This window comes from Mesorhizobium sp. WSM4819 (assembly GCF_055811215.1).
Genome location: NZ_JBVVQO010000004.1, coordinates 58,115 through 78,624 on the forward strand (window position 1 = coordinate 58,115; position 20,510 = coordinate 78,624).

16 protein-coding genes are annotated in these 20,510 nt (G+C 60.6%); 7 read left to right on the forward strand and 9 right to left on the reverse strand.

Features of this window, described 5'->3' with window-relative positions; all coding sequences use genetic code 11:
* Position 1 precedes the first annotated feature (1 nt).
* The 5 genes from AC0L18_RS05690 to melA form a co-directional block, all read right to left on the reverse strand.
* Positions 2 to 1,672 (reverse strand): ABC transporter ATP-binding protein, encoded by a 1,671-nt coding sequence (locus AC0L18_RS05690; RefSeq protein WP_473490980.1) that lies wholly within the window; start codon positions 1,670 to 1,672, stop codon positions 2 to 4.
* Positions 1,673 to 1,685: 13 nt separating this feature from the next.
* Positions 1,686 to 2,813, reverse strand: a complete 1,128-nt coding sequence (locus AC0L18_RS05695; protein ID WP_473490981.1) for an ABC transporter permease — start codon at positions 2,811 to 2,813, stop codon at positions 1,686 to 1,688.
* Positions 2,810 to 3,823, reverse strand: coding sequence for an ABC transporter permease (locus tag AC0L18_RS05700; RefSeq protein WP_473490982.1), 1,014 nt, complete (start codon positions 3,821 to 3,823; stop codon positions 2,810 to 2,812). The genes AC0L18_RS05695 and AC0L18_RS05700 overlap by 4 nt, the downstream gene beginning before the upstream one ends.
* Positions 3,824 to 3,945: 122 nt before the next feature.
* Positions 3,946 to 6,030 carry an ABC transporter substrate-binding protein gene (locus AC0L18_RS05705; protein ID WP_473490983.1) on the reverse strand — a complete coding sequence of 695 codons (2,085 nt, stop codon included), beginning with the start codon at positions 6,028 to 6,030 and terminating at the stop codon, positions 3,946 to 3,948.
* Between the two features lie 225 nt (positions 6,031 to 6,255).
* Entirely contained in the window at positions 6,256 to 7,728 is a 1,473-nt protein-coding gene (melA, locus tag AC0L18_RS05710) for an alpha-galactosidase (RefSeq protein ID WP_473490984.1), read from the reverse strand.
* 230 nt (positions 7,729 to 7,958) lie between these two features.
* Here melA and AC0L18_RS05715 point away from each other — a divergent pair, with 230 nt between their 5' ends.
* The 4 genes from AC0L18_RS05715 (at position 7,959) to AC0L18_RS05730 (ending at position 12,938) form a co-directional block, all read left to right on the forward strand.
* Positions 7,959 to 8,825 (forward strand): helix-turn-helix domain-containing protein, encoded by an 867-nt coding sequence (locus AC0L18_RS05715; RefSeq protein ID WP_473491157.1) that lies wholly within the window; start codon positions 7,959 to 7,961, stop codon positions 8,823 to 8,825.
* Between the two features lie 465 nt (positions 8,826 to 9,290).
* Entirely contained in the window at positions 9,291 to 10,505 is a 1,215-nt protein-coding gene (locus tag AC0L18_RS05720) for a glycosyltransferase family protein (RefSeq protein ID WP_473490985.1), read from the forward strand.
* A gap of 1 nt (position 10,506) precedes the next feature.
* Positions 10,507 to 11,751 carry a glycosyltransferase gene (locus AC0L18_RS05725; RefSeq protein ID WP_473490986.1) on the forward strand — a complete coding sequence of 415 codons (1,245 nt, stop codon included), beginning with the start codon at positions 10,507 to 10,509 and terminating at the stop codon, positions 11,749 to 11,751.
* Positions 11,748 to 12,938: a glycosyltransferase family protein gene (locus tag AC0L18_RS05730; RefSeq protein WP_473490987.1), complete on the forward strand. Its 1,191-nt coding sequence runs from the start codon at positions 11,748 to 11,750 to the stop codon at positions 12,936 to 12,938. Before AC0L18_RS05725 ends, AC0L18_RS05730 begins: the two co-directional genes overlap by 4 nt.
* Before the next feature lie 91 nt (positions 12,939 to 13,029).
* Here the strand turns inward: AC0L18_RS05730 and AC0L18_RS05735 are convergent, their stop codons facing one another.
* Both AC0L18_RS05735 and AC0L18_RS05740 read right to left on the reverse strand, forming a co-directional pair.
* Entirely contained in the window at positions 13,030 to 13,704 is a 675-nt protein-coding gene (locus tag AC0L18_RS05735) for a methyltransferase domain-containing protein (RefSeq protein ID WP_473490988.1), read from the reverse strand.
* Entirely contained in the window at positions 13,646 to 14,137 is a 492-nt protein-coding gene (locus AC0L18_RS05740; protein ID WP_287219930.1) for a hypothetical protein, read from the reverse strand. The genes AC0L18_RS05735 and AC0L18_RS05740 overlap by 59 nt, the downstream gene beginning before the upstream one ends.
* A 29-nt stretch (positions 14,138 to 14,166) precedes the next feature.
* Here AC0L18_RS05740 and AC0L18_RS05745 point away from each other — a divergent pair, with 29 nt between their 5' ends.
* From AC0L18_RS05745 to AC0L18_RS05755, 3 genes are all read left to right on the forward strand, one after another.
* Positions 14,167 to 16,881, forward strand: a complete 2,715-nt coding sequence (locus tag AC0L18_RS05745) for an ABC transporter transmembrane domain-containing protein (protein ID WP_473490989.1) — start codon at positions 14,167 to 14,169, stop codon at positions 16,879 to 16,881.
* A gap of 302 nt (positions 16,882 to 17,183) precedes the next feature.
* The gene (locus tag AC0L18_RS05750; protein WP_091594718.1) at positions 17,184 to 17,633 is read left to right on the forward strand and encodes a cyclic nucleotide-binding domain-containing protein; all 450 of its coding nucleotides are present in this window, start codon (positions 17,184 to 17,186) and stop codon (positions 17,631 to 17,633) included.
* 135 nt (positions 17,634 to 17,768) lie between these two features.
* Positions 17,769 to 18,623 (forward strand): MBL fold metallo-hydrolase, encoded by an 855-nt coding sequence (locus AC0L18_RS05755; protein WP_473490990.1) that lies wholly within the window; start codon positions 17,769 to 17,771, stop codon positions 18,621 to 18,623.
* On the opposite strand, the gene AC0L18_RS05760 is transcribed toward AC0L18_RS05755, so the two are convergent.
* Both AC0L18_RS05760 and AC0L18_RS05765 read right to left on the reverse strand, forming a co-directional pair.
* Positions 18,603 to 19,388, reverse strand: a complete 786-nt coding sequence (locus AC0L18_RS05760; RefSeq protein ID WP_473490991.1) for a polysaccharide deacetylase family protein — start codon at positions 19,386 to 19,388, stop codon at positions 18,603 to 18,605. The genes AC0L18_RS05755 and AC0L18_RS05760 overlap by 21 nt on opposite strands.
* Positions 19,385 to 20,473 (reverse strand): glycosyltransferase family 4 protein, encoded by a 1,089-nt coding sequence (locus AC0L18_RS05765; RefSeq protein ID WP_473490992.1) that lies wholly within the window; start codon positions 20,471 to 20,473, stop codon positions 19,385 to 19,387. Before AC0L18_RS05765 ends, AC0L18_RS05760 begins: the two co-directional genes overlap by 4 nt.
* Between the last annotated feature and the right edge of the window lie 37 nt (positions 20,474 to 20,510).

Genomic DNA, 20,510 nt, shown 5'->3' on the forward strand with positions numbered 1-20,510 from the left:
TTTACGCGGCTACCTCGAACGCGGCCTTGACGAGCCGTTCGGTGTAGGCGGTCCTCGGATGGGAAAGAACCTCGTCGACGGGTCCCTCCTCGACGATTTTACCGTGCTGCATCACCACGACCCGATGACAAAGCGCGCGTACGACCTTGAGATCGTGGGAAATGAAGAGATAGCTCAGGCCGCGCTCGTCCTGCAGTTTGCGCAGGAGGTCGATGATCTGGGCCTGAACGGAGAGATCGAGCGCCGATGTCGGCTCATCGAGCAGGATGAATTCCGGTTCGAGTGCGATTGCCCGCGCAATAGCGATGCGCTGGCGCTGTCCGCCGGAAAACTCGTGCGGAAAGCGCGACAGGATGTTGTGCGGAAGCCCGGCGCTGACAAGCGCCTGCTCCACGCGCTGCAACCGATCACTTTTGTTGTCGCCGAGCCGATTGACGATCAGCCCCTCCTCGATGATCTGGCCGACCGACATGCGCGGATTGAGCGAGGAGAACGGATCCTGAAAGACAACCTGCATCCGCGATCTGAGCGGCCGCATCTGGTCACGTGTCCTTGCGTGGATCGGTTCGCCGTCGAAGAAGATTTCGCCGCCGTCGGCCGTCAGGAGCTTCACCAGCGCCTGCCCGAACGTCGTCTTGCCGGACCCGGATTCGCCGACCAGCCCCAGCGTTTCGTACCGGTGAAGCTTTAGGCTGAGGCTGTCGACGGCGACGAGTTCCTTGAGCCGCGGCTTGAAGAACCCGCCATGCTTCAGCATGAACGACACCCGCACATTGCTGCCCTCGAGAATGACGGCTGAGTCCACCGGCGTCGGATTGGCCATGCCCTTTGGTTCGGACGCCAGAAGATGGCGCGTATAGGGATGCTGCGGGTTCTTGAAGAGCGCTTCAGTGGTGTTGTGCTCCTTCACCTCGCCCTGGCTCATGACATAGACGTAGTCGGAAAACTGGCGAACGACCGTCAGATCGTGAGTGATCAGGATTACCGCCATACCGAGCTTCTGCTGCAGATCACGGATGAGGTTGAGGATCTGCGCCTGCACGGTGACGTCGAGTGCCGTCGTGGGTTCGTCGGCGATGAGTACATCCGGATTATTGGCGAGCGCCATGGCGATCATGACGCGCTGGCGCTGACCGCCTGAAAGCTGGTGCGGATATTGGTTGAAGCGGCTTTCCGGGTCCGGAATCTGCACCTGCCGCAACAGCTCCAGCGTACGCTCCGCTGCTTGCCTGCGGCTCATCTTCTGATGAACGCGGATCGCCTCGATGATCTGGGCGCCGACCGTGTAGACCGGATTGAGCGAGCTCATCGGCTCCTGGAATATCATCGAAATGCGGTCGCCGCGCAGCGCCCGGCGCTGCCGGTCGGAGAATTTCAGCACATTCTTCCCATCATATTCGATCCGCGAGTGCACGGCCACGGTGGCGCGCTTGGTGAGCAGGCCCATGACCGTGCGCGCCGTCACCGACTTGCCGGAGCCGGATTCTCCCACCACAGCGATGGTCTCGCCGCGATAGAGCTGAAACGAGACATCCTTGACCGCGTCGACGGTTCCGCCTTCTACCTTGAAGGTCACCGCGACATTGCGGGCGTCGATGATCGGACTGCCGGTCCTCACCGCATGATCGTGACGTTCGTCCGGCGCAATCGAGGTTTTTTCCGTCAGAGCCATGGTGCCGGCCTTCTCAATAGGGATCGACGGCGTCGCGAAGACCATCGCCCAGCGCATTGAACGCAAAGACGGTGACCAGCACGACACCCACGGGGGCAAGGATCCAGGGATAGGACCCAATGACGGAGTATGTCGCGGTATCCTGCAGCATCAGCCCCCAGGAGATCAGCGGCGGCTTCACCGCGAAACCGAGGAAGCCGAGGAAGGATTCAAGCAGCACGACATTGGGGATCGCCAGCGTGACGGCGACGATGACGTGGCTCATGACGTTGGGGAAAATATGCTGAAAGATGATCCGGCGGTCGGTCGCGCCGATCGCCATCGCCGCCCGCACATAGTCGATCCGCGCCAGCGCCAGCGTCTTGCCTCGAACTTCGCGCGACAGCTGTGCCCAGCCGAGCGCCGACATGACGACGATGACGAACGCGAGGAAGACATTGGTCGGCGCCGTCACCGGAATCAGCGAGGTGAGCGCGAGATAAAGCGGCAGTTGCGGAAAGGCGAGCACCAGTTCGACGAAGCGCTGTACCCACGCGTCGAACCTTCCGCCGAAATATCCGGACACCATGCCGACCGTCGTGCCGACTACCGTGATGATGAACACCACGGTCAGGGCGATCATCAGCGAAATGCGCGAGCCGTAGATGATGCGCGACAGCACATCGCGGCCGAATTTGTCGGTGCCGAGGAAATTGACCGGGCTTCCGTCGGTGGCGCCGAAGAAATGCCGCTGCGCCGGGATCAGTCCGAAAAGCCTGTAGCCGAACCCTTCGACGAAAAAGCCGAGCGTCTGCGGGTTTTCGTAGTCGGGGCCTACGATCGGCTGGAACGTGACGGGGTCGAATTCATCTGTTTCACGAATCGGATAGCTGCGCGGCGGAAAGACGAAGTTCCCGCCCCGATCCGTCATGATGATTGTCTGAGGCGGCGCGAAACCGACGCCGGTCAGCTTCGGATCGACGGGTGCGAAGAACTCCGCGAATATCGTCATGATCATCAGGAGGCAGACAAGGATCAGCTCTATCATGCCGGTCCAGGATCGCTTCAGACGGCGCCAGACAAGCGCGGTATAGGTTTCGTTGCCATTGCCTTTGGCCGGCGGCACGGAGGCGCAGATTATGGATTGGACGTCGGCTTTCATGCGTCGGCCCCTCCCCCAAGGCGAACCCGCGGGTCGAGCGCTGCAAGCAGCATGTCGGCGATGATGTTGCCGACGATCAGGGTCACCGACAGAACCAACATGAAGGTCGCCGTGACATAGACGTCGCCGATCCACATCGAGCCGACGATGGCCGGGCCGACCGTCGGCAGGGCGAAGATGATCGCGGTTTCGATCTCGCCGGTCAGCATGTAGGGCAGCACGACGCCCTGATACATAACGAGCGGATGCAGCGCGTTCGGCACAGCGTGGCGCATGACCACCGTGTGCTCGCTCAAGCCCTTGGCCCGAGCCGTTTCGACATATTGGGCGTTCAGCGTATCGAGAAGATTGCCCCGCATGACGCGCATGTTGTAGGCGAGCCCGCCCAAAGTAGCGATCGCGATGACCGGCCAGACATGCTTGACCAGATCGACGAACTTGCCCCACGACCAGGGCGCCCCGCCGTAGCGGGCGGAATGGAAACTGTTGATCTCAGTGACATTGAAGTGGAACACCAGGATATAGACGATGATCAGCGCCATCAGGAATCGCGGTACCGTCATGCCGAGAAACGAGATCCCCGACAGCACGCTGTCCACCCAGGAATATTGCCGGGTTGCCGCCAAAACGCCGAAGGTGATGCCGATCACCGAAGCCAGGATATGGCAGACGAGCGCCAGCGCCAGCGTACGGGGCAAACGTTCGCCGACCACATCGGCGACAGGCTTGTTGTAGAAGAGACTGTGGCCGAAATCGCCGCGGGTGACGATGCCGGTGATCCAGTTGACGTACTGGAGGGGCAAGGGCTTATCGAGGCCATGCGCGATCTTGTAGGCCTGCGCCTGGGCGTCGGCCTTTTCGAAGGATGCGCCACCCTGGTTGATCAGTTGCGAGCGCACATAGTCGCTGTAGTCGCCCGGCGGGGCCTGGATGATCGCGAACGTCACGACGCTCAGGACGAAGAGGACAGGAATCGCCGAGGCGATACGCACAAGCAGAAATCTGAACATGATCGTGTTTGCTTCTCTTGTGGCTCGTGGCGATCTGCTCCTTCACGAGGCGCGGTATCTCCACGGTTCAGTTCGCAACCTCCCCCTCCGGCGGATGCTCGCCGGAGGGAAATCGACTGCGGTCAGTTGATCGGACCGCCTTCACCGGGCTTGCCCGGAAGCTGCTCGGGGAACAGCTCGTAGTCGCCCTGCTTGTCGGCCGCGACGAAGACCCGTTCACGGATGATCGTGTCCTCCGCCCAATTGAACATGAAGATCGGCACGCCTTCCGGAATGTTGGAGAAGCGCTTGTTGATGATGAGCGCACCCGGATATTCTGTCAGGCCGATCGTATCGAGATTCGTCGTCGAGACCTTCTGGAACTGCTTCATCAGATCAGCCCGCTCGTCATTGTCGTTGCTGGAGATGAACTTATTGACGACGTCCACGAGTTCCTGTTCGAACGGCATCAGATCGACCGTGCCGTCCGTTCCTGCCCTGTGATGCCAACTCGTGCGCGGACCGGTCGGGGCAAGCTGGGTCGTGTTCTGCACAACTGAGGTCTGTTCCTGCTCGTTGCGGCGAACAAGCCAGTCGAAGCGCCCGGCATACTGGGTTGCGTCGCGCTTCGCGCCATCGATTGTGTTGAGCACGACCTTGAGGCCAAGCTGTTCCATCTGGCCGACCAGACCTTCCGCGAGATTGCGATCGGTGCTGTAGTCGGAATTCACCAGAAGCACGATCTGTACGTCCGAGCCGCCAGCTGTACCGGCCGGGAAGTTGACGGCGCCGTTGCCATCCGTGTCCTTCAACCCGACCTTCTCCAGCAGCGCCTTGGCGCCTTCCAGATCGAACGGGTAGTACACCGTCGAGGCGCGGTCGTAAAAGCTCGTGCCAGAGGAAATGCCGCCGGGATAGATCGCGGTGAAGGGTCCTTTGACGAGGGATTCGCCGAGTTTCTTGCGATCGATGGCCATGGTCACGGCCTTACGGAAATCGACGTTGCGGTTGAGCTCGCGTACGGCCTGCGCCCGCTCGTCCGGCTCGCCCCAGCCATTGGCTGAAAAGTTCATGCGCAGATTGTAGCCGATCAGCCGGGCGCCAAAGGCCAGCCGCGCGGGAGCCGTTTCCTGTGCGGCGCGCTTCAGCGATTCCACGAAATTTTCAGGTTGCTCCAGGTTCGAGATATCGCCGGACCCGGCGATCGCCTGCACGTCGCGATCGGCCCAGGTCGAAAGCTTGTAGTGCAGCTCGTTGAGATAGGGCAGCTGATTTCCCACTTCGTCCACCTTCCAATAGTAAGGATTGCGGCGAAGCACGATGACGTCGTCCGAACGGTATTCGATAGGCACCCAGGCGCCCATGACGGGCATATTCAAGTATTCCGGCGGAAAGCCGTTCTTGTACTCGTCGTAGGTGGTGCCTGCATATTTCGGATGCTTGGTCTTCAAAATGTGCGAGGGGCCAGGGCAGAAGGTTCCATAGGCCATCGCATAGAGATGCTGGCGCGGGAACGCGTCCTTAAAAGTCCATTCGATCGTATATTTGTCTACCGCCTTCAGGGTGGTGCCTTCTCCGAACGTTTCCGGTGTTGCACCGTTCAGCGGCGAGACGTTCGGATCGACGACATTGTCGTCCCAATAGAACATCACGTCATCGGCGTCGAAGGGATCTCCGTCGGACCACTTTGCGCCTTCGATCAACTTCATCGTCAGTGTGTGGCCGTCTTCCGACCACTCCCAGCTCCGGGCAAGATTGGGCAGCGGCTCGACGTCTTTGGCATCGACCTGGAAGAGCGGCGCGGTGCGCGTCAGGCATTCGAACATCGCAATGTCAATGCCGCCCCAGCCTTGCGTCTGCCCGGCACTGTAGTTCCAGCCTTCCGGCCGGCCGCCGATGACGTGGCGCATCGTGTCGCCATAGACGCCTATCCCGTCGGGCATGTTGCCTGTCTTGAAGACCATCGGCTCCTTCGGCAGCCGCTCGGCCAACGGAGGCAGTTTCCCGGTCTTGACGAATTTTTCGGTGACCCACTCCGGCTCGAGATATTCGGATAGCGCCTTGAATTCCAGAATTGAATCGCGCGGCACGTAATTGATCTTGCCTTGCGCCGGAAACGGCGGCTGTTCCGGCACGATCGTCGGCTCGGAGGCCACGGCCTGGATCACGAACGCCGATACACCAAACAGGAGCGCGGCGGCGGTTTTCATGCGGCCAAAAATGTTCATTGTCCTGATTTCTCCCTTATGCTTCGGGCCTGCCGCGATGGCATGGCTCTCCTCCTACAAGCATCGAACGAAGCGGTATTCCGCTTTCTCGGAAGCGGTATTCCGCTTTCTCAGAAGCGGTATTCCGCTTCTCGGATGACAGTGCCGCGCTGCCCGGGCGCATTCGCCGAGGCACGATCTTATCCGCCCGGTTTTCCGGAACATTGGCTTATCGCAACCAATGTCTCAGCCGGCCGCGCGCAACTTCATGGCTTCCTTTTCGGCCCTGATCTCTTCGATCGAGCGAACCTCGCGGCGGGCGACGCCCTTCCATTCCCGCGTTTTTACCGTCGCGCGGCTCAGCCGCTCCTTGGCGCTGTCGATCGCATGGGCGAATTGCGGCAGCCATTGCGCTTGCGCCACAACCATCTCGTCGACCATCTGCCAGACTTCTTCCGGCGTGCAGACGGCGCCAACCAGCGGATCGTGCAGCACGGCCAGTTTCAGGAGGTCGATGTCGCCGGAGATTGCCGCGTGGACGGACATGCGCTGGACATTGATCGACGAAATGCAGGTCGCGGCGCAGGCTTCCGGAAGCGTGATGCCGGCCACCATGTTGATGCCGAAGCGATCGACGAAACCAGGCGATTCGATGATTGCATCGGACGGAAGATTGGTGATGACGCCTTCGTTCTTGACGTTGAAGTGCCCGCGATAGACCCGGCCGGTCTCGAGCGCCTCCAGTATGTGGCTGGCGTGCTCGTTCGAGCGGCGCCCGGGATCGAAGGGCTTTCCCGCATCTTCGAGGAATTGCGGGAACTCGGTCTCGAACCAGTTCCGGGTTTCGGTCGAATAGCGCAGATAACCGCCGGTTTCGCCGTGGATCCAGTCCGACATGTCGATCCACTTGGCGGTCTCCTCAGGCCGTTTGCGGTACCAGGGCAGATATTCCGACAGGTGGCCGTTACTTTCGGTCGAATAGACGCCGAAGCGCTTCAACACGTCGATCCTGAGTTTCTCCTGCCGCGAGAAGACCGGATGCGCCTCGAAGGCGGCGACGAGCTCATCCTTGCCGATCTTGCGGCCCTTGACGCGAACGTCGACGAACCAGGTCTGGTGGTTGATGCCGGAGCAGACATAGTCGAGCTCGCCTTCCCCGGCGCCGAGGATCTCGGCAATCTGCTCGGCCCCATGCTGGACCCCATGGCAGAGACCGACCGTATCGACCTTGCCGAATTCGATCGCCGCCCAGGTGTTCATCGCCATCGGGTTGGCATAGTTCAGGAATTTCGCGCCTTGCTCGGCCAGTTCGCGAATGTCCTTGCAGAAATCCAGAATGACCGGGATGTTGCGCTGGCCGTAGAGAATGCCACCGGCGCAGATCGTATCGCCGACGCACTGGTCGACGCCATATTTCAAGGGGATGCGGATATCGTCGGCATAGGCGGCGAGACCTCCGACGCGCACACAGCTAATGATGTAGCGCGCGCCCTCGATCGCCTTGCGGCGGTCGGTCGTCGCGGTCACCCGTGCAGGAAGCTGGCTCGACTTGACGATCCGCAGGAGAATTGACTCGATCATCTTGAGATTGTGCTCGCTGATGTCGGTCAGTGCGAACTCGATGTCGCGCAGCTCCGGCACACACAAAATGTCCGTGAACAGCTTTTTGGTGAAACCGACGCTGCCCGCGCCAATGATTGCGATCTTAAATCTGCTCATTCGAACCTTCTCCGCAAGCGGACTGGACCGATAGGTAAAATCGGTTCGTGGAAATCCAGTCCGGGCGTGTTATTCGGAAGACACGCAACCAGGCGGCGTGCAACCGGGATTTCATCCTCATCTCTTTTGTTTTTGGTCAATATGCGTAAGATCACGCCCCTCCGGTAGGGCGTAGATGTGCTTTGTAGGGTAATTTTGTGCTGCAAAAACTCGTCGACCTTGGACCGGTGATGAAGATGATTTCCCTGCCGCGCGCTCGGCAGCGATTGCACACCATGCCGACGAGCACCGGCTACGACGTGAGAACGGATGCCGGCTACAGCTGGGATGGCCGCAGGCGCGGGCAGACGCCGTTCACAGTGATGCAGCACACCATCAGCGGCACCGGAAACCTGCGTTACGGAACCAGGTCCTACCGCATCGCTCCGGGCGAGACGATGCTGTTGGTTGTTCCGCATTCGCACCGCTACTGGGTCGAAAAAGGCGGGCGCTGGGAGTTTTTCTGGATATCGATGCATGGGGCGGAAGCGTTGCGCATCCATAGAGAGGTCCTGGCAACGAAAGGACCGGTGTTCAGCCTGCGGGCAGCGACCGTCGATAGTCTGGCCGACTGCGCCTACCGGCTGGTCAAAGGCGACGGCTCAACGCCGGCACGCGCCTCGGCAATTTCCTACGAGGCTGCCATGGCACTCTATGACGACGTGTTCCAACTGCACGGAAATGACGTGGCGGAGAATTCGGTAGTGCGTCAGGTGACTGACTATATCGGTGCGCATCTGCATCTGCCGTTGCCGGTCGATGAGCTGGCGCGGCTTTCGGGTCTCAGTCGCGCGCATTTCTCGCGTGTGTTCGCGGCGCATGAAGGTATTCCTCCGGCTGAGTTCGTCCTCAACAGACGCCTCGACCGCGCCGCAAAGCTACTGACCATGTCCGCCGACCTTCCGGTGAAGGATATTTCCGGCATGTGCGGCTTCGAAGATCCCAACTACTTCGCCAAGGTATTCCGACGTGGCTTCGGCGTCAGTCCGACAGAATTCAGAACCACTGGCATGTATGCAAGCGCCGGTTATCAGCAGGGGCAGATTTTGGACAGATGACAAATAGCGCTGACCTGTCATCCTTTGATGGCTGCTTTTAGCGCGAAAGAGACCGTCAACCTGGTCACTCGGACATCGGCTTTCAGGAGGCGGCAAAGCTGGCCTTGTAAGCAAAAAGCGTCCCGAAAGGCGCCTCTCAATAGCTTGATTCCCTTGAGAGAACTTGGAGCGGATGAAGCGATTCGAAAGCTCGACCCCAACCTTGGAAACGTCTATTTCTGCCAACGCCGCCTTATCCGAATCTTCGCTGCTAATCCGAGATAATCAAGACCAGAAAATGATGCAGGTTCTCTGGACCAGCGTGGCTGCTGAGCAGACGCAGCTTCCTGGCTTCTGCATATGGACCCTCTTGGGTAATTGATAATTGCGCCGTCATGTTCCAAAACAGGTCGGCAGACCCGCGAGGATGGTTTCGTGCGGGGTCGTCCACGGTCCTCAGGCGAGAATTCCAAAAGACGTTCAACAATGACCCAGCACGTACAAAATGCTCGAATTCTCATGTACAGCCACGACACGTTCGGGCTCGGCCACTTGCAGCGCTGCCGGACGATCGCGCATTCGCTGGTCGAGGATTTCCGCGGACTTCAGGTGCTTATCATTTCGGGTGCGACTATCGCTGGCGCCTTCGACTACCGCGCCCGTGTCGACTTCGTGAAGATCCCCAGCGTCATCAAGTTGCGCAACGGCGAATACACCTCGCTGGAAAAGGATATCGATCTGCATGAGACGCTAAGGATGCGCCAGTCGATCATCCGCCACACAGCCGAGACCTTCCGGCCGGATATCTTCATCGTCGACAAGGAACCGCTTGGCCTGCGCGGTGAGATCGAGGACACGCTGTCCTACCTTAAGACGCGGGGCACCACGCTCGTGCTCGGCCTGCGCGAGGTGATGGACGCGCCGCATCTGCTCGAAGCAGAGTGGGCACACAGGGATGTGATGCGCAAGATAGGCCTGTTCTACGACAAGGTCTGGGTCTATGGTCCGCCGGATTTCTACGATCCGCTGATCGGTTTGGACGTGCCGCCGGCTGTCAGGGCAAAGATGAAGTTCGTCGGTTTCCTGCAACGGAGCCTGCAGAAGAACGAGTTGCCCGGCCACCGGCCCGAGGGCGATTATATCCTCGTAACCACCGGTGGCGGCGGTGACGGCGGCGACCTGATCCACAGTGTCATCGATGCCTATCAGCAGGATCCGCAATTGCAGCATAGGGCGCTGATCGTGCTTGGGCCTTACATGCCGGCGCGCAAGCGCAACAAGCTGCTCAAGAAGGGGGCCGAGATCCCCTATATCAAGATCATCGAGTTCGACAACCGCATGGAAGATCTCATTGCCGGCGCCAAGGCGGTCGTGGCGATGGGCGGATACAACACCTATTGCGAGATACTGTCTTTCGACAAGCCGGCGCTGATCGTGCCGCGCGTCAAGCCCCGCGAGGAACAACTGATTCGAGCACGGCGCGCAGCCGAACTCGGCCTCATTGAGATGCTTTTGCCGGAAGAAGCCGAGGATTCCCAGCGGTTTGCCAATGCGCTGGAGGTGCTGCCGGCCCGGCCCGGCCCATCGCAGAGCCATCCGCATCTGACGCTGGAAGGGCTGCCTCACATTTCTGAAATCGTCGCGGAACTGCTCGACCGGCGGGGCGGCCATCACCTTTCGGTCATTGAAGGCATGATCTGAGTTGCAACATCGCAAGATCGTCGTGGTTCTGAAGGGCTATCCGCGGCTGTCGGAAACCTTCATCGCGCAGGAACTGCTCGGTCTGGAGCGTGCGGGGTTCGACCTGATACTCTTCGCCCTCAGGCGGCCGACCGACGCAAAACGCCACCCCGTGCATGACGAGATCAAAGCGCCCGTCCATTATCTGCCGGAATATCTGCATGAAGAGCCGCTGCGCGTGGTTCGCTCGCTGTTTGCTTATCTGCTTCGGCCGGGCTTCTGGCGCGCGCTCGGATCGCTGGCTATCGACCTCGGCCGCGACTTTACGCGCAATCGCGCGCGCCGCTTCGGGCAAGCGCTCGTGCTGGCGGCCGAATGGCCGGAAGACGCGGGCTGGCTGCACGCACATTTCGCGCACACACCGGCATCGGTGACGCGCTATGCCAGCCAGCTTCGTGGCCTGCCCTGGAGCTGCTCGGCCCATGCCAAGGACATCTGGACTTCGGCGGACTGGGATCTAGCTGGCAAGCTTTCCTCGGCCCGCTGGACGGTCACTTGCACGAAAACCGGCTTCGACCGCCTGAAAAAACTCGCTAACGGCAACGCGTCTGTGCATCTGAGCTATCATGGGCTCGACCTTGATCGCTTCGGCAGTTTCGGCGAGGCGCGAAAACAGCATGACGGCTCGGCGCCGGACCAACCGGTTATCATTCTGAGTGTCGGGCGCGCCGTTGAAAAGAAAGGTTACGATACGTTGCTGGAGGCCCTTGCCCTCTTGCCTGGTGATTTGGCGTGGCGTTTCGAGCATATCGGCGGCGGCGAGGAACTGGAACGGTTCAAGGCGCTGGCGCAAAAGCTCGGCCTGGATGGCCGCGTCTTTTGGAAAGGCGCGCTTGCGCAGGAGGAGGTGCTTGAGCACTACCGCTGCGCCGACATCTTCGCCCTGGCCTGCAGGATCACAGCAAGTGGCGACCGGGACGGTCTGCCGAATGTTCTGGTGGAGGCGGCGAGCCAGCGGCTTGCCTGCGTGTCGACCGATATTTCCGGCGTGCCGGAGCTTCTATCGCCGGATGAAACCGGGCTGCTGGTTCCGACGGAAAACCCAATTGCCCTGGCGCAGGCGCTGGAGCGCCTGATCCGTGATCCCGTGCTGCGCGCCCGCCTCGGCGACGCCGCAGAGCGGCGCGTGCGCGGCAACTTCGATCATTTGGCAAGCATTGGACAGCTCAAGGAACTGTTCGAGCGGGAGTGGCGGGCCGCCGAATGAAGCGGCTGCGCGCTTTCTTCTATGTCCAGCACCTGCTCGGTATCGGCCATCTCGCGCGCGCCAGCCGCATTGCGGCGGCTCTGGTCGATGACGGGTTTGACGTAACCGTCGTGACCGGCGGAGCGCCGATCGCGGGGTTTCCGGGAGTGGGTGTGAAATCTGTAACCCTGCCACCTGTCACCTCCCGTGATGAAGGATTTTCCGGACTTGTCGACCTGCGGGGCAAACCCATCGACGATGATTTCAAGAGATGGCGTTCAGAGATGCTGCTGCAGGCGTTCCGGGATTGCAGGCCTGATATCGTCATTGTCGAGGCGTTTCCATTTGGACGCCGGCAGATGCGTTTCGAACTCCTGCCGCTGATCGAGGCCATCGACGCGACGTCGCCCAGACCGCTGCTGGCGACGTCCGTCCGTGATATCCTTCAGGAGCGCGTCAAGCCGGGCCGAAACGAGGAAACGGTCGATCTGATCAACAGGCATTTCGACCTTGTCATGGTCCACGGCGATCCGGCTTTCGCAACCATCGACAAGACATTTCCACTGGCTGGGGCGATCAAGGCCGAGGTCACCTACACAGGGCTCGTTGCCGCGCCGCCATCGCCCGCGGCCTCCGCGCGGTTCGACGTTCTGGTGTCGGTTGGCGGCGGGGCTGCCGGAAAGAGCCTTGTCAGTTCCACCATCGCAGCGGCGCGGCATGCCAACAACGCTGGGAAATGGTGTTTGATCACCGGCCCCAACCTGCCGAAAGACGAGTTTGACGCGATCACACGCGATGCCTCGCCGGTCCTGTCCATCTTCCGGTTCCGCGAGGATTTCGCCAGCCTGCTGACCGGCGCCCGCCTGTCAGTCTCGCAGGCGGGTTACAACACGGTCTGCGATGTCCTGCGCGCGGGTTGTCGCTCACTGCTCGTTCCATTTGCAGCCGGCGGGGAAACTGAACAGACGGTTCGCACCCTGAGGCTCGAAGAACTCGGTCTTGCAACGGTGCTGATGGAGAAGGACCTAACGCCTGAAGGTTTGGCGCAAGCGATCGAGCAGGCGCTTGCGGGACCGACGCCAGCCGCGCATCGTCTCGATCTGGAAGGCGCGCATCGCTCGGCGCAAATTCTGCGCCAGCGGTATCGAACATGGTCCCCAAAAGTGGGGCCCGGTTTCGGAGAAGTTCATGATCAAAACAGACGATAGATGCTAACGCGCATCGCATCTGGCGAGATTCGTGCGACGCGCTTCAACTCCTGGTTTATGCATGTCGTTGTCCCAAACCGGGCGAAATGCGTCAAACGGTTCCAATCAGCATGAAGCGCGTATAATTTTTTGTCGGCAGTTCGCCGGAGAACCGCACCGCCCGTAGCGCCGCCATTGCTTCGAAGGCTGCAAGCGAAGCCACGCAGTTGATGTGCGTCGGCTCGCTGAAATAATCGTTCGATTGCAGCAGTACGGTCGTGCCCCGCGGAAGCAGAGCAAGCCAGGCGCGCAGATCGGCTATGTGTTCGCAGCTCGTATTGACCATCAGGTCGGGCCGCCCGGCCGCATAGTCGAGTGCGTACATATCCGCCGTCAGCGCCCGAAACCGGTCGCCGGCTTCCCGGTTGAGGGTCCGGGCGACCGGCGCGACTTCGGGATCGATGTCGATGCTATCGACCGCCGCGACGTCGAAGCGGGCGTCGTTGAAAAGCATTGCCGGCAATACGCCGTACCATCCACCCAGAACCCATATGCGCCCGAAGCGGCCGCCGCAGCTTTCGAACAGCCTGTCGAGCGCCCACATCTTGCAGGCGACCTGCTTGTGGTTGAAGGCGTTGGCGATATCGGCGTTCGGATGCCTGGTGATGACGCGCGCCAGCGCTGCCACCAGGGGGCACTTGACATAGGCAGCAATTCCCCGCGTCAGGTCAAAGGCTTGCTCGTGCCAGTCCATGCCGGCATTGCGTGGTTGCGTGACATCCATCATATTCGTCTTGTAGGTTGGGATTTCGGGCGACACAACGCAATCTTGCCTCCCGGAAGGCTGTTGATTCGCGGACGTGATTATGCTGCAAGCCGCTTCGCCATTGCCCGGTGCCGGAGAGAGCCTGTTGCATCTGTCCGGACCAGCGGCGTCCATTCGCCAGCACCAGCCGCGCAGCTGCTGCCTCGTGCTGCTCGGCTATTCGCCGAAACCCTACCGAAGCCGCGAACCGTTTGGCCAGCCGCATTCTTCGATGATCAGCAATGCCGATGTCGTTGTTGTCGATCATGCGCCGGAACTGGATCGCGCCGCCTCGCATGTTCCTTCCATCGTTGAGCGCAGGACAATCTCCGTGCGCTGCAGCTTCGAGCTTGTCTTTGGCGACGAAGAAATTGCCGATACGCCATTCGCCAGCAGGTGCTTTTACATCCTGCATCGTTCCAACTGAAGGGTCCACAGCCGCATATGGAACCCAGCCTAGCCCGCTATATCTGGACGCACACCAAGAAGCAGCAGCTCTGGATATTGATGATCGTCGTGCTTTCGATGATCCCGTATTTCATGTCCTTCGACCTGCCGAAGCTGATCATCAACGGCCCGATCCAAGGTAGCGGGTTCGAGCAACCGGGCGCGACCCAGCCATTCATGAGGCTGCACTATAACCTGCCGTTCATCGGAGAGGTCCAGTTCTTCTCCGGTTTTCAGCTCGACCGCGTGGCGACGCTGTTTGCGCTGAGCCTTGTGTTCCTCTTGCTGGTCGTCATCAACGGCCTGTTCAAATTCTATATCAACACCTACAAGGGCCGCCTCGGCGAACGCATGCTGCGGCGTATCCGCTTCGATCTGGTCGATCGTGTGCTGCGGTTTCCGCCGTTTTACTTCAAGCGGGTGAAATCCGCCGAAGTGGCGACCATGGTGAAGGACGAGGTGGAGCCGCTGGGCGGCTTCATCGGCGATGCCTTCGTGCAGCCGGTGCTGCTCGGCGGCCAGGCGCTGACGGCCATGCTGTTCATCGTGGTCCAGAATTTCTGGCTCGGAATGATCGCGGCCGGGATCGTGGCGGTCCAGATCGTGCTCATCCCGCGAATGCGGCGGCGGCTGATCGTGCTCGGGCGCGAACGGCAGTTGACGGCGCGCGCGCTTTCGGGCCGGGTTGGCGAAATCGTCGACGGCATCGGCGCGGTTCACGTCCACGACACATCAAACTACGAGCGCGCCGACATAGCTGCCCGGCTCGGGCTCATCTTCAAGATCCGCTTCGATCTTTACCAATGGAAATTCATGGTGAAGTTTCTGAACAATTTTCTCGCGCAGCTCACGCCCTTTCTGTTTTACATGATCGGCGGGTATCTGGTCATCCAGGGGCGGCTGGACGTCGGTCAGCTCGTGGCCGTGATCGGCGCCTACAAGGACCTGCCCGGACCAATGAAGGAACTGATCGACTGGGATCAGGCGCGGCAGGATGTCCAGGTCAAATATCAGCAGGTCGTTGAACAATTCACCGTCGATCGGCTCATTGCGCCGAGGATCGGGGCATTGACGATCGACGATCCCGATCCGATGACCAAGCCCCTGTCGGCGATCGGTCTGTCGATAGCAGATGATGGCGGTGCAATGCTCCTCGACCGTGTCTCCCTCAAGATCAAGCCGGGTGAGACGGTGGCGCTGCTCAGTACCGCAACAGGTGGAGCCGAGGCGCTTGCAGAAGCCTTCGCAAGGCTGAACTGGCCGGACAGCGGAAGGGTCGCTTCGGGCGCCGACGACTTGCTTGAACTCCCCGAAGCAGTGACCGGCCGGCGCATGTCCTATGCCTCGTCGGATGTTTTCCTGTTCCAGGCAAGCCTGCGCGATAACCTGCTCTACGGGCTGAAGCATGCGCCGCTGACATCGGTGGCTTATGACGATGCTGCGGCAGACCAGCACCGCTGGAACATGCATGAGGCGCGCCTGTCGGGCAATCCGGATCTTGATATCCACAGCGACTGGATCAACTATGTTTCCGCCGGCGCTACCGGCCCGAACGACCTCTTTGAAGCCGTGCGCCGGGTACTCGACGCGGTTGTTCTATCGCGCGATATCCTGGATCTTGGCTTGCGCTCTTCGGCCGATCTCACGCGTCACAGCGAGCTTGCCCGGCGGATCGTCGAACTGCGTGCGGCGCTGCGAACCCGGCTGGAACACGAAGGGCTGAGCGGACTGGTGGTTCCTTTCGAACCGGGCGCCTACAACAAGGAAGCAACGATCGGCCAAAACCTGCTCTTCGGCGCTGCCGCCGGCCCCGAACTGGCCGACAGGGCTCTGGCGGCCAATCCCTATTTTGCTTCTGTTCTGAGGCAAGCCGGCCTCGACCGCACGCTCTACGAAATGGGCATGGAGATCGCCGAACAAGCGATCGAGCTGTTTGCCGACCTGCCGCCCGATCACCCGTTCTTCCAGCAACTTGCCTTCATGAGCGCCGAGGAGATACCCACCTACGAAACCTTGCTGCAACGGCTCAAGAACCGTCCCCACGAGGCGGTTTCGGAGAGCGACCGCGCCATGATCGTCACCTTGAGCTTCGCCTATATCGAGCCCCGGCACCGCTTCGGCCTGCTGAGCGACGAACTGATGAGCAAGATCGTCGCTGCACGCAACCTGTTCTATGAAAACCTGCCGCCCGAGCTGCAGAATGCCATCGAACGGTATGATCCCGCCAAATACATTGCCGCGGCCACCGTCATGGATAATGTCCTGTTCGGGCGTGTGGGCAACAACCATCCCGACGCGCCGGATCGCATACGCTCCATCGTCTATGACATTCTTGACGAACTTGGGCTTTATGCCGAACTTCTGGATGTCGGCCTGGACTTCAACGTCGGCTCCAGCGGCAGGCGGCTGACCAGCGGGCAGCGACAGAAACTCGATGTTGCCCGGGCCCTGCTCAAGCGTCCTGATTTTCTCATTCTCAACCGGCCGCTGTCGGCGCTCGACCAGCGCATGCAGGACAAGGTGCTGCGGAACGTGCTCGAGGAAGCCAGGCGCGACGGCCATTCGCCGGCAATTGTGTGGGTCGTGACGAATCCGGCGATGGCGATGATGTTCGATCGCGTTATCGTCTTCGACTCGGGTAAATTGGTGGAAGACGGAACACCCGAGACACTTTTGGCAGGGAACGGTACATTCAAGGGACTGTTGTCATAGAGCAGCGGACATTCAGATGGGATCATTCTGCCGGTGGGAATTTACTGCACGGTCAAGGGATTCGACGACGGGCGCAGCGAGGCCACATCCCGCCGAAACCCGAAGGGTTTGCCGCAGATTCATCCGGCTCTTCGAGTTTCCGGTTGGCGGACGCCATTGCCAGGTGGCATCGCCCGATCGCACGACATCGGGCTCGCCACCTTTTGCGCGGCTCGTCTCGCCGTCCCGGAAACAGAATTCATTCCATCTGGGCGTCCATTGCTCTAGTCTGGCAAACGCGAATTTTGGGAAGGTTTGCGACAATGCTGCTCAAGGATGAAGTTGCAATGCTGCAACGTGTTCCCTTGTTCTCTGCCATCGACCCGACAAAGCTCAAGCTGCTTGCGTTCACATCCGATCGTGTGAGCTACAGCGCCGGCCAGATCCTTTTCCGGCAGGGCGACGAGGGAGACGCCGCCTACGTCATCCTTTCAGGCAGGGCGGATATTCTGGTCGATTCCGACAGCGGACCGATAAAAGTTGCCGAACTGGAGCCAAATTCGATTGTTGGCGAGATCGCCATATTGTGCAACAGCTCTCGCACCGCCACCGTCAGAGCGGCAAGTCCGCTGGAAGTCTTGAGGATCCGCAAGGATCATTTCCTGAGGCTTATGAGGGAGTTCCCGGAAATGACCATCGAGATATTGCGGGTTCTTGCCGATCGCCTAAGCCATACGACCGCGGATCTGATCGACGCACGAAGCACCAAATAACGGATGACGTGCGCTCGATCCTCGCCGTCGCGATGGCACTGGCCTCTTGCTGAGAAGGTCACCCCGGAGAAAACCTGTCTCGCCTAGCAGCAGTTGTTTGGCTACGATGGGCGACGGGGACTGGGAAGGGGTAGCATGGACTACGAAGTTTTCCTGGTCAGGTTTTGGGGCGTGCGCGGCAGCACTCCGGTATCAGGGCCAGAATTCTCTCGCTATGGCGGCAACACGAGCTGCATTGAGATGCGATGCGGCAAGCATACGCTTCTATTCGACGCGGGCTCTGGCCTACGGCCTGCCGGCGCCGCACTTCGGGCGTCAGGCGTGACCGATTTCGACCTGTTTTTCACCCATTGCCATTACGATCACATCATCGGGCTGCCGTTTTTTGCGCCGATCTATGACCGGAGCGTCAAGCTTACGCTTTGGTCCGGGCATCTTGCAGGACGCATGACGACCCGGCAGATGGTCGATGAGTTCATGCGGCCGCCGTGGTTTCCGGTGAAACTGGAGATCTGCAAGGCAAGCCTCGACTGCCGCGATTTCGTATCCGGAGACGTGCTTCGCCCGCGCGAAGGGGTGGTGGTCCGAACCGGCAGTCTTATCCATCCGGGCGGCTGCATAGGCTACCGGGTCGAATGGGGCGGCCGGGTCGTGGCGGTGATCACAGACACTGAGCACGAGCCGGACAAACTCGATCAGGCGGTGCTCGCCCTGATCGAAGATGCCGACCTCGTCATTTACGATTGCACCTACACCGACCAGGAAATGGAACGCCGCCGCGGTAACGGGCATTCGACCTGGCAACAGGGCGTCAAGCTCTGTGAGGCGGCCGGTGCGCGGCGGCTTGCGCTGTTTCACCACGATCCGACACGCACCGACGAGGAACTGGACAAGATCGAGAAACTGGCCAAAGACAGGCTTGCCGGCGCTTTTGCCGCTCGGGATGGCCAGACGCTCAAATTTCCGGGCTCATTGCACAAAAAGCGCTGAGCTATTTCCTCTACCGGCGCTGCGCCCGATCAATGTCCCGATCGGAAGCCATGCGCAGGCTTCAGTCTGTGCGGTGACTGTGAACAGCCGTTCGAGGAACAGCCAGGCCGATTCATCATGTACAAGATGGTGGGTGAGCAGGCCGACCGGTTCGCCGCCGTCGATTGCACGCTGCAATTGCGCGATGATAGCCTGAACCAATAGGCCATGATCGCGGCAGCCGCGCGTGCCATGCCAATCCATGATGTCGACATTGCTGTTGATGACCGCCAGTGGAGCCGGCTTCGGCGGCCCATAGACCGACAATGCCGCAAATCCTATCGATCCAAGGTTGGGTACCAAGCCGGCGTCGATCCTGTTCCAGGGTGGCACCAGCATCGGAACGGCACGTGCGCCGTGCAGGCCGGTTACGTGCGACAGCCCGCGAGCCAGATCATCGAGCACCGCCTCGCGTGGCCGATGCGCACCGAGCTCCTGCTTTTTCTGGTCCTCGGGCGCATGATTTCGGTGCGCCCAGCCATGGATGGCGACCGCGGCATGCGGCGCCTCGTCAAGCCGGACGACAAGCTTCTCGTCAGTCAGGGCCGGAATGACGGCCAGAGTGACCGGAACCGCGAATTCACCGGTGAGGTCGAGCAGCCGATCGAGCGCAGGCGTCGGATCCACGGCGTCATCGTCACGCAGCCAGAACTCTGCCTTACGGTCCGCCCGTTGCCGGCACGCCAGTTCTTCCACCAAGGGCTGCCAGATCCGATCGGATGTCATGAGACCGGGATCTTCGCAAGAAGTTCGGCCAGACGCCCCGCCGCAACACCGAGGGAGCGTTCTTCGAGGATGAAACGTCTGGCTTCCGCGGCCATGATGGTTCTTTCGTCGTTACGGGCCAGAAGCCTTTCAATGGCAGAAGCGAATGCCGCCACATCGCCCGGCGGGGTGAGAAACCCGGTCTGGCCATCCCGCACGACCTCCGGCACGCCGGCGATGTCCTGAGCCACCACCGGAAGGCCGGCGGCCTGTGCTTCAAGATAGGCAACGCCATAGGCCTCCCCGTAACCCGGCCAGACGTAAATTCCCCCACTGTAGAGGACATCCGGCACGGCGGCTGGCTCAATCGCGCCAAGCCATACGATACGGTCGGCGGGCAAGCCGGCGAATTGCGCTTTGACCTCGTCACGGGCAGGCCCATCCCCGACGACCGACATGGTCCAGGGCAGGTGGCCGATCGGACCGAGCGCCTGCGCCAGCATGCGATAGCTTTCGACTTTGTCGCCCGGGCGCATCATGGCGACGGTAACGAGGCGCGTCGGACAACCCCGTGCCGGCATTTCCCCGAATGCCGATGTGTCGATGAAGGGCGAAAGCAGACCGAGAGCGGCGTCGGGAATCGCATCTGCCAGTCCCTGACGATCCCTTTGCGTGAAGCAGATGTTCAGCGCTGCCTGTTCGACGGCTCGCGCCACCAACGCCTGCGTGTCGGCCCACAAACCGGCGTTGCGCCGCCTCGAATAGGAGGCTTCCGCTGTCACACAGGGGATAGCAAAGGCCGACGCCAGCTCGGGTCCGATCAGGTCGGGCGCCTTGTAATAGGGATGATAGGAGAACCAGAGATCGGGCTTGCCGTCACGATCCCAAACCTTTGTCAGCCGCGCGGCTTCCTCTCGGGCTTCGATCTTGAGCGCATCGAAAATTTTCGGAACCGGTTCGCGTAGATAGAAGCGCAATTCGGATGCCAGTTCGACGCTATGCCCTGCATGCTCCAGCGCCTTGACCAGCGACCGTGCCATCTGGCGGTCGCCGGAGGCAACGGGATGATTGGGCGACTTCAGCGGCGCGTAGAAGGCAATTCGCATCGTCGGACCCTATCATCGGAAAGCCTGCGCAAGTCAA

Bases quoted from the DNA above. Each gene is read 5' to 3' on its own strand.
- melA (WP_473490984.1), bottom strand. From the start codon at position 7,728: ATGAGCAGATTTAAGATCGCAATCATTGGCGCGGGCAGCGTCGGTTTC.
- AC0L18_RS05765 (WP_473490992.1), bottom strand. From the start codon at position 20,473: ATGCGAATTGCCTTCTACGCGCCGCTGAAGTCGCCCAATCATCCCGTT.
- AC0L18_RS05740 (WP_287219930.1), bottom strand. From the start codon at position 14,137: ATGCAGGATGTAAAAGCACCTGCTGGCGAATGGCGTATCGGCAATTTC.
- AC0L18_RS05695 (WP_473490981.1), bottom strand. From the start codon at position 2,813: ATGAAAGCCGACGTCCAATCCATAATCTGCGCCTCCGTGCCGCCGGCC.
- AC0L18_RS05705 (WP_473490983.1), bottom strand. From the start codon at position 6,030: ATGAACATTTTTGGCCGCATGAAAACCGCCGCCGCGCTCCTGTTTGGT.
- AC0L18_RS05755 (WP_473490990.1), top strand. From the start codon at position 17,769: ATGGACTACGAAGTTTTCCTGGTCAGGTTTTGGGGCGTGCGCGGCAGC.
- AC0L18_RS05745 (WP_473490989.1), top strand. From the start codon at position 14,167: ATGGAACCCAGCCTAGCCCGCTATATCTGGACGCACACCAAGAAGCAG.
- AC0L18_RS05715 (WP_473491157.1), top strand. From the start codon at position 7,959: ATGAAGATGATTTCCCTGCCGCGCGCTCGGCAGCGATTGCACACCATG.
- AC0L18_RS05700 (WP_473490982.1), bottom strand. From the start codon at position 3,823: ATGTTCAGATTTCTGCTTGTGCGTATCGCCTCGGCGATTCCTGTCCTC.
- AC0L18_RS05690 (WP_473490980.1), bottom strand. From the start codon at position 1,672: ATGGCTCTGACGGAAAAAACCTCGATTGCGCCGGACGAACGTCACGAT.
- AC0L18_RS05750 (WP_091594718.1), top strand. From the start codon at position 17,184: ATGCTGCTCAAGGATGAAGTTGCAATGCTGCAACGTGTTCCCTTGTTC.
- AC0L18_RS05760 (WP_473490991.1), bottom strand. From the start codon at position 19,388: ATGACATCCGATCGGATCTGGCAGCCCTTGGTGGAAGAACTGGCGTGC.
- AC0L18_RS05735 (WP_473490988.1), bottom strand. From the start codon at position 13,704: ATGATGGATGTCACGCAACCACGCAATGCCGGCATGGACTGGCACGAG.
- AC0L18_RS05730 (WP_473490987.1), top strand. From the start codon at position 11,748: ATGAAGCGGCTGCGCGCTTTCTTCTATGTCCAGCACCTGCTCGGTATC.
- AC0L18_RS05720 (WP_473490985.1), top strand. From the start codon at position 9,291: ATGACCCAGCACGTACAAAATGCTCGAATTCTCATGTACAGCCACGAC.